Source organism: Monashia sp. HAY1-2A, assembly GCF_056755315.1.
In genome coordinates this window covers 1-8,979 of the sequence record NZ_JBNDHY010000170.1, presented here as the reverse complement: position 1 = coordinate 8,979, position 8,979 = coordinate 1, and the positions used below count along the sequence as shown (strand labels likewise).

Here is an 8,979-nt window from a genome sequence, read left to right as displayed (position 1 = left end):
CATCGAGGGCACGGCGCTCGTCGTCGACACCTGCGGGCGCATCGGCCTGCGCTTGACGTCCTCGACCGGCTCCAGCCAGGACCGGGTCAGCCTCGCGGGCGTCCGCATCCACAACGCCGGGAACAACAACGTCGCGAGAAACATCTACGGCGTGTACATCGCACAGGGCTCGAACATCACCCTCGACGGGCTCGTCGTCACCGCCACCAACAGGTTCATGCAGTACGGCCTTTTCCTCGCCTCCACGGTCGCGAGGGACCAGCGGACGTTTGCGCTGCGAAACGCCGACCTGTCCGGCGACACGGGCTCCTCAGCTCGGTTCCAGTATCCGAGGACCACCGTCAAGGATTGGAGCAACAATCGGATGACGGGGAAGCCGACGTTCAAGCCGACGGGCGTGTCCGCCGTGGTTGCGGTGCCGTAGCTCCCTTGGCGCACATCCGCGGCGGCGAGCGGTCTGGGGCCCTGTGGGGCGTTTCTTCCTGCGGCCGGCCTCACCAGGCGGTACTGGCGCGCCGGCCCATGCCGCGGTAGTCCCAGCCGGCGTCGGACCACGCCTGCGGGTTGAGGACGTTACGCCCGTCGATGACGCGCGGCACGGCCACGAGCGTCTTGGCGCGGGCCGGGTCGAGCTCGACGTAGTCCTGCCACGCGGTGAGCAGGATGACGAGCTCGGCGCCGCCGAGCGCCTCCTCGGCGGTGTCGACGATGTGCAGGTCCGGACGCATCCGGCGCACGATGCCCGACGCTGCGGGGTCGGTGGCCACGACGTTCGCGCCGCGGCCCCAGAGGCGTCCGGCGATGTCAAGGGCCGGCGAGTCGCGCACGTCGTCGCTGTCGGGCTTGAAGGTCAGGCCGAGCACGGCGACCTTGACGCCGACGAGGCGGCCGCCGGCCATCTCCGAGGCGAGTTCGACGGCATGGTCGCGGCGGCGCATGTTGATCGAGTCGACCTCGCGCAGGAACGTCAGCGACTGGTCGACGCCGAGCTCGCCGGCGCGGGCCATGAAGGCGCGGATGTCCTTGGGCAGGCACCCGCCGCCGAAGCCGATGCCGGCCTGAAGGAACTTCGCCCCGATGCGGTCGTCGTGGCCGATGGCCTCGGCGAGCTTGGACACGTCGGCACCGGCGACGTCGCACAGCTCGGCCATCGAGTTGATGAACGAGATCTTCGTCGCGAGGAACGAGTTGGCGGCGACCTTGACGAGCTCTGCCGTCGGGTAGTTGAGCAGCAGCCGCGGCGTCTCGGCGGCGATGATCGGTGCGTACACCTCGTCGAGGACGGTGCGACCGAGCTCGCCCCGCTCCACGTCGTCGGGCAGGCCGTAGACGACGCGGTCGGGGTGCTGGGTGTCCTTGACGGCGAAGCCCTCGCGGAGGAACTCGGGGTTCCACACGACGACGGCGTCGAGGCCCGCGGCGGCGAAGCGGTCGGCCATGGCCTGGGCGGTGCCGACGGGGACCGTCGACTTGCCGACGACGACGATCGGGCCCTCCGGGTGCGGCTGGGCGTTGGCGATGATGTCCTCGACGGCGGACCACACGTAGCTCATGTCCGCGGCGTAGCTGCCCCCGCGCTGCGGCGTGCCGACCGCGATGAAGTGGACGCGCGCGTCCGCCAGGAGCGACTTGTCGGTGGTGAAGACGAGCGTGCCGGCGTCGACGCCCCGGCGCAGCAGCGGCGCCAGGCCCGGCTCGTGGAAGGACGGGATGCCCGCGGCGAGCCTCTCGATCTTCTCGGGCTCGACGTCGACGCCGACGACGTCGTGGCCGAATTCGGCCATGCACGCGGCGTGGACCGCGCCGAGGTATCCGCATCCGATGACCGAGATCTTCACGCCGGGCAGCATATCGAGGGGTGGGAAACGGCAGGTGGCCGCAAGGTTTCGGCCCCTTCGTTACCCTCGCCCCATGCGCGTCCTCGTCACCGGTGGTGCCGGCTTCATCGGCTCGAACTTCGTCCTTCGGGCGCGCGAGACGCGTCCGGACTGGACCGTGTCCGTGCTCGACGCCATGACCTACGCGGCCAACCGGCGCTCCCTCGCCCCGGTGCTGGCCGACCTCGGCGGCGACGGGTCGGTGCAGCTCGTCGAGGGCTCGGTGGCCGACGCGCCGCTCGTGGACCGGCTCGTGGCCGACCACGACGTCGTCGTCCACTTCGCGGCCGAGTCGCACAACGACAACTCGCTCGACTCCCCGTGGCCCTTCGTCGAGTCGAATGTCGTCGGCACCTTCACGCTGCTCGAGGCGATCCGCCGGCACGACCGGCGGCTGCACCACATCTCGACCGACGAGGTGTACGGCGACCTCAAGCTCGACGACCACGAGCGGTTCACCGAGAGGACCCCGGTCAACCCGTCGTCCCCCTACTCGGCCACCAAGGCCGGCGCCGACCTGCTCGTGCGTGCCTGGATCCGCTCCTTCGGCATCAAGGCGACGGTCTCGAACTGCTCGAACAACTACGGACCCCGCCAGCACGTCGAGAAGTTCATCCCGCGCCAGGTGACCAACATCCTCGAAGGCGTCCGACCCAAGGTGTACGGGTCGGGCCTCAACGTGCGCGACTGGATCCACGTCGACGACCACAACGACGCGGTCATCGCCATCCTCGAGCAGGGCCGGCTCGGCGAGACCTACCTCATCGGTGCCGACGGCGAGCGCGACAACCTCGACATCGTCCGGATGCTCCTGGAGATCATGGGCCGGCCGGCCGACTGGTTCGAGCACGTCGACGACCGGCCCGGTCACGACCTGCGCTACGCCATCGACGCGACGAAGCTGCGCCTCGAGACGGACTGGCGGCCGCGGTACGCCGACATCCGCGCGGGCCTCGAACAGACCGTCGAGTGGTACCGCGGCAACCCCGACTGGTGGCGGGCCGCCAAGGTCGAGGCCGAGCGCACCTACGCCAGGCTCGGCCGGTGAGCACCGCGCCCCACGCGGCAGAGGCGTCCGGTTCGGGGCGCGCGCTCGTGACCGGCGCCGGGGGCATGCTCGCCCACGACCTCGTCCCGGCGCTGCGGTCCGCGGGCTGGGTCGTCACGGCCCTCGGCCGGGCGGACCTCGACGTCACGGACCCCGCCCAGTGCCTGGCCGCCGTCGAGGGCCACGACCTCGTCGTCAACACCGCCGCCTACACGGCGGTCGACGCCGCCGAGACGGACGAGCCGCGCGCCTTCGCCGTCAACGCTGTCGGCGCGGCGAACGTCGCGCGGGCCTGCGCCCGCGGCGGTGCCCGCCTCGTGCACGTCTCCACCGACTACGTGTTCGACGGCAGCGCCACCGAGCCGTACACGGTCGACCACCCCGTGGCGCCCCGCTCCGCGTACGGGCGGACCAAGGCCGCCGGCGAGTGGGCCGTACGAGCGGTGTGCCCGCAGTCGTGGGTTGTTCGCACGGCTTGGCTCTACGGCGAGGGTGGTCCGAACTTCGTCTCGACGATGCTGCGGCTGGCGTCGGAGCGGGACAGGGTCAGTGTGGTCGATGACCAGGTGGGCCAGCCGACCTGGACCGTCGACTTCTGCAATCTCATCCTCCGCATCGTCGGCGCCGGGGCTCCCTACGGCGTCCATCACGGCACGTCGAGCGGGCAGACGACGTGGTTCGGGCTGGCTCGCGCCGTCTTCGAGCTGGGTGGTCTGGACCCCGAGCGGGTGCTGCCGACGACCACCGCCGCCTTCCCCCGGCCTGCCCCTCGACCCGCCTGGAGCGTCCTGTCCCACGCGTCGCTCGGCGCCGCGGGTATCGCGCCGATCGGCGATTGGCGGGAGGGCCTGCGGGCCTTCCGGGCGTAATGTCCGCTTCATGGCGATGTGCACGTAGACTCTTGGTGCCGTCGACGAGGTAGATGGGGTTTTCGGATGTTCGTGCACGACAGCGCAGACGTCGATGCCGACGCAGTGGTGGGTGACGGCTCGAAGGTCTGGCACCACGCACAGGTTCGCGAGCACGCAGTGCTGGGGCAGAACTGCGTGGTCGGACGTGGGGCGTACATCGGATCGGGCGTCCGACTCGGCGACAACTGCAAGGTGCAGAACCACGCGCTCGTGTACGAGCCGGCCGTCGTCGCGAATGGGGTCTTCATCGGACCGGCCGTCGTCTTCACCAACGACCACTTCCCGCGTGCCATCGAGCCGGACGGTCGCCTGAAGTCAGCAGATGACTGGACGCCAGTCGGTGTCACCGTCGGTGAAGGCGCCTCCATCGGGGCCCGCGCCGTCTGCGTCGCTCCGGTCACCATCGGTCGATGGGCGATGGTTGCGGCGGGGGCCGTGGTGACGAGGGACGTCCCCGACTTCGCCCTCGTTGCCGGCGTCCCCGCCCGCCGGATCCGGTGGGTGGGCCGCGCCGGTGTGCCTCTCGAGCAGGATGCGGACGTTTGGCGTTGCCCGAGGACCGGGGAGACCTACCGCGAGACCGACGGGGTCCTGTCCCCCACCCATCCCTGAGCACGAACAGCAGAAGGACATCACGTGAAGATCACGACCGTCGGACTCGGCAAGATCGGCCTACCCCTGTCCGTCCAGTTCGCCACGATGGGCCATGACGTCCTAGGCGCGGACGTCAGCCCCGCCACCGTCGCCACCGTCAACGCCGGGGTGGAGCCGTTCCCCGGCGAGGCGCAGCTCGCGGACACGCTCGCCGAGGTCGTGCGCGCCGGACGACTCATCGCAACGACCGACACGGCGTGGGCGGTCAGCCAAAGCGACGCCGTCGTGGTTGTCGTGCCGCTGTTCGTGGACGGTGACGGCGTCCCGGACTTCGCCTGGATGGACTCCGCCACGCGCGATATCGCGCGGGGTCTTCGCCCCGGCACCCTCGTCGCCTACGAGACCACGCTGCCTGTCGGAACCACCCGCACGCGCTGGAAGCCGATGCTCGAGAAGGACTCAGGCCTCATCGAGGGTACCGACTTCCACGTTGTCTTCTCGCCCGAGCGCGTCCTCACGGGTCGCGTGTTCGCCGACCTGCGCAAGTACCCCAAGCTCGTCGGTGCGCTGAGTCCTGAGGGTGCCAAGGCCGCGACCGCCTTCTACGAGTCGGTGTTGGAGTTCGACGAGCGACCCGACCTCGAGCGCGGCAACGGCGTGTGGGACCTCGGGTCCGCCGAGGCGGCGGAGATGGCCAAACTCGCCGAGACGACGTACCGCGACGTCAATATCGGGCTCGCCAACCAGTTCGCCGTGTTCGCACAGCGCGCCGGCATCGACGTCTACCAAGTGATCGAAGCCGCGAACTCCCAGCCGTACAGTCACATCCACCGGCCGGGCATCGCCGTGGGCGGACACTGCATCCCCGTCTACCCGCGGCTGTACATGTGGAACGACGATGCGGCGACGGTTGTGCGCGCGGCCCGTGAGGCGAACGCGGCTATGCCGGCCTATGCCGTCGGTCTCGCTCGCGGAGCCTTTGGAGACCTGTCCGGCGCCTCTGTGGTGGTGCTCGGCGCGAGCTATCGCGGGGGCGTGAAGGAGACCGCCTTCTCCGGGGTCTTCGCCACGGTCGACGCGCTCATGGCAGAGGGCGCCCACGTAACGGTGCACGATCCCATGTACTCCGACGACGAGTTGGCAGCTATCGGTTTCGCCCCTCACACGCTCGGCCGTGCAGTCGACGTCGCCATCCTGCAAACCGACCACGCGGAGTACCAGCAGCTCACCTCAGCGGATCTGCCCGGCGCAACGGTGGTCGTCGACGGGCGGAACGTGCTCGACCCTCAGGAGTTCCCCGAGGCAACAGTGTTGACCATCGGCCGGAGCTGACGACTGCGGCAAGGGATGAGGCGCAGAGCCGTTTCCATCGATAACCGTGGGTATGACAAATAGCATGAGTGGGACATAACGGTCGCGCAGGGGGTGCAGTGATGACAAACTACGCAAGGCGCCAGTGGCTCGGGCGGGCCGGGCTGGCGGGCGCCGGCGCGGCGCTCTTCGCGACGGCCGGTGCAGGTGCTGTGCAAGCCGCGCCGTCGACTCCTGCTGGGTTCAACGTGCGGGACTTCGGCGCCTTGGGCGACGGCAGCACGGACGACACTGCATCCGTCCAGCGGGCAATCAACGCAGCCGCCGGGGACCTCGTTTACTTCCCAGCCGGCATCTACCTGCTGAACAACGTGGCCATCACCCAGCCGTCTGACCTGTTGCTCGGCGTCGGAGCCACGTTGCGCCACCTACCCGCAGGACCCGACGACTACATGCTCGGCTTCGCGTCTACGTTCCTGCGGATTCGCGGCGGCGTACTGGACGGCAACAAGGCGCAGCAGACCGGACGCACCACTCTGGTGGCCGGCGCCGTCGAGACGGGAAAGTCCGTCATCTTGGAAGGGACACGCGTTGTCAACTCCGTCAAGGCGGCCGTCTATGCCTACAACTTCGGTGGTTCCATCTCGATTACCGGGTGCTCCTTCGAAAAGCAGGCCGAACATGATGGTTCACCGGGCCACTACTCAGCAATCCTCGCGATCGTCAGTGGTCAGTCCGGCGCAAAAGGGACTGTCGCATTCAACTTCAACCGTGCTACAGGAACCACCAGTCCGTCGGTTTCTGGAGGATATCCAGGTGGCATCTTCTTTGCGCCCAGTCTTTCATCGAGCACGGGGACCGGAGCCACACTAGACGCGATGGGCAATTGGTTCTGGGGCTACGGCCAGAACTGCGCAGGAAACACAATCTCTCCACTTCATACCTACCCCGCGGTATCCGGAGCCCGTATCATGGGCAACTATTTCGAGGCATGTGGCTGCGCCGCCATATCTGCCAAGAGCGTTGACAACTTCGTCTGCTCGGACAATGTGATCGTCGACGGTACGGTGAACGATGCCAGTGCCCCTGCTGAGGGCGCCATCACGTATGCCCCCTCATACCTCGCCGGCTCCCTGCTGCACCCCCGAGCCCTTATCACCAACAACATCATCGTCAATCCAGGCGGTACCGCAAGTCGACCTGCGAACGGGATTTGCATCTTCGGATCCACGACTTCGCCTGCGAGCCAGGTACACGTCACCAACAACATCCTTGAAGGCTGCGGCACCGCGATTACGGCCAGCCGAGCGACAGATTTGAATCTCTCCGGAAATGTCATCATCGGACGAACCAGCACTCCGATTGCAACATCCGGTGCCATTCGTCTCGACAACTGTTTCGGCCGAGTCAGCGTCGCCCAGAACAAGATCGTGAACCACGTGAACCATGCACTGTTGCTCTACTCGGGGATGCAAGACGCCCAGCTGCGCGTTCACGGGAACGAGATCCAGCAGGAGGGGGTTGGATATTACGGCGCGTTCATCGGAGGAGCGGACTATGCATCTGTTGTTGCGAACAACTTCTCTGGGGCTTCGTACGCTTTCACGGCCCGCGCATACGGGTCACAGCGCCTCAAGCGCTTCCACATGGACGCCTCTAACACTTTCGCAAGCGGGCGAGGTCCCGTCTTTGTCTGGGCCGAGATCGACGCCGCCTTCGGAGACTGCGCGTATGTGAACTCCCCTGTCGGGGTTGTACCGCCGGGCGAAGTGGGGGTGCGCTACACCCAGCGCAATGGTGGGGTAGGCACGACGCTGTGGATCTCGATCGGGACCACACGCACCTCCTGGGTGCCGCTGACCTGAAGAGCAACCGATGCCATTCACAAGACTAGACGACACCAACTCGCGCAGGAGCGATATGCAGGCCTTCATCCCCCCGGCCAAGCCGATCATCGGCGACGAAGAGCGAGAAGCCGTTGACCGCGTCATGCGGTCGGGCATGCTCGCGCAGGGACCCGAGGTGGCAAACTTCGAGCAGGAGTTCGCCGAGCACTTTTCCCTCGGGCGACCTTGCGTGGCCGTGAATTCCGGCACGTCAGGCCAGCACCTTGGCCTGCTGGCTTGCGGCGTTGGCCCTGGCGACGAGGTCATCGTGCCGTCCTTCACGTTCGCCGCCACGGCCAATTCTGTCGCTCTGACAGGCGCCACTCCCGTCTTCGCCGACATCGACCCCGATGACTATTGCCTGTCCCCCGCCGCGGTCGAGGCCGCCATCACCGAGCGAACTGCGGGCATCATGCCGGTCCACCTCTACGGTCACCCGGCGAAGATGCCTCGCCTGCTCGAGATCGCCGAGCGACACGGCGTCCAGGTGTTTGAAGACGCCGCCCAGGCGCACGGCGCCTCGCTCGACGGCACCCCCGTTGGCGCCTTCGGCGCCTTCGCCATGTTCTCGCTCTATCCGACGAAGAATATGACGTCGGGGGAGGGCGGCATGGTATCGGTGGGCAACCCCGACATCGAGCGGTTGCTTCGCCTGTACCGCAACCAGGGTATGGAGAAGGCCTACCACAACGAGGTCGTGGGGCTGAACAACCGAATGACCGACATCCACGCGGCTATCGGCCGGGTGCAGCTCACAAAGGTGGATGCCTGGAACGAGCAGCGACGTCGCAACGCGGCATACTACTCTGCCCGTCTGGAGGGCGTGGTCACTCCAAATGTGGCCCGGGGGGCCGTCCATGTGTTCCACCAGTACACCGTGAGGGTTCCCGAGGACCGGGACGGCTTCGCGGCAGCTCTCAGGGAGGAGCATCAGGTCGGCTCGGGCATGTTCTACCCCGTTCCCAACCATCGGCTCGCCCCTTTCGACGTCGACGTAGACCTGCCTGAAACCGCGCGGGCTGCGGCCGAGTGCCTGTCGCTGCCCGTGCATCCATCCCTGACCGAGCAGGATCTCGATCGCGTCGTGACCGCCGTGAACTCACTCGTCCGGGCAGGCGTCTGATGCGGATGCTGCGAGCGGGACTCATCGGACTCGGGATGATGGGTCGTCACCACGCCCGGGTGCTGTCATCGCTGGACGGCGTGGACCTAGTGGCCGTGGCTGATCCGGGCGGCGACCCGCACCGCGTAGCCACGGGACTTCGCGTCCTGGACGGTGTGCAGGACATCGTGAGCGCTGGGGTGGACTACTGCGTCGTGGCGGTACCCACGGTCTTTCACGAAGAGATCGG

General features: G+C 67.6%; 9 protein-coding genes. 8 read left to right on the top strand and 1 reads right to left on the bottom strand.

Annotated elements, in window-relative coordinates:
- On the top strand, window positions 1-424 hold a 424-nt coding region (locus ACPYOM_RS18925; protein ID WP_481347142.1), incomplete at its 5' end, for a hypothetical protein.
- Between the two features lie 70 nt (window positions 425-494).
- Here ACPYOM_RS18925 and ACPYOM_RS18920 read toward each other — a convergent pair.
- On the bottom strand, window positions 495-1,838 hold the full coding sequence (locus ACPYOM_RS18920; protein ID WP_481347141.1) for a UDP-glucose dehydrogenase family protein: 1,344 nt from the start codon (window positions 1,836-1,838) through the stop codon (window positions 495-497).
- Between the two features lie 73 nt (window positions 1,839-1,911).
- Between ACPYOM_RS18920 and rfbB the strand changes: the two genes are divergently transcribed.
- The 7 genes from rfbB to ACPYOM_RS18885 all read left to right on the top strand — a co-directional run.
- Window positions 1,912-2,925 carry a dTDP-glucose 4,6-dehydratase gene (gene rfbB / locus ACPYOM_RS18915; RefSeq protein ID WP_481347140.1) on the top strand — a complete coding sequence of 338 codons (1,014 nt, stop codon included), beginning with the start codon at window positions 1,912-1,914 and terminating at the stop codon, window positions 2,923-2,925.
- A complete protein-coding gene (rfbD, locus tag ACPYOM_RS18910; protein ID WP_481347139.1) occupies window positions 2,922-3,794 on the top strand; it encodes a dTDP-4-dehydrorhamnose reductase in 873 nt (290 codons plus the stop codon). The genes rfbB and rfbD overlap by 4 nt, the downstream gene beginning before the upstream one ends.
- 66 nt (window positions 3,795-3,860) lie before the next feature.
- The gene (locus ACPYOM_RS18905) at window positions 3,861-4,448 is read left to right on the top strand and encodes an acyltransferase (protein ID WP_481347138.1); all 588 of its coding nucleotides are present in this window, start codon (window positions 3,861-3,863) and stop codon (window positions 4,446-4,448) included.
- Between the two features lie 24 nt (window positions 4,449-4,472).
- On the top strand, window positions 4,473-5,762 hold the full coding sequence (locus ACPYOM_RS18900; protein WP_481347137.1) for a nucleotide sugar dehydrogenase: 1,290 nt from the start codon (window positions 4,473-4,475) through the stop codon (window positions 5,760-5,762).
- 101 nt (window positions 5,763-5,863) lie between these two features.
- The gene (locus tag ACPYOM_RS18895) at window positions 5,864-7,606 is read left to right on the top strand and encodes a glycosyl hydrolase family 28-related protein (protein WP_481347136.1); all 1,743 of its coding nucleotides are present in this window, start codon (window positions 5,864-5,866) and stop codon (window positions 7,604-7,606) included.
- A 55-nt stretch (window positions 7,607-7,661) separates the two neighbouring features.
- The gene (locus ACPYOM_RS18890) at window positions 7,662-8,750 is read left to right on the top strand and encodes a DegT/DnrJ/EryC1/StrS family aminotransferase (RefSeq protein ID WP_481347135.1); all 1,089 of its coding nucleotides are present in this window, start codon (window positions 7,662-7,664) and stop codon (window positions 8,748-8,750) included.
- On the top strand, window positions 8,750-8,979 hold a 230-nt coding region (locus tag ACPYOM_RS18885; protein WP_481347134.1), incomplete at its 3' end, for a Gfo/Idh/MocA family oxidoreductase. The genes ACPYOM_RS18890 and ACPYOM_RS18885, both read left to right, overlap by 1 nt.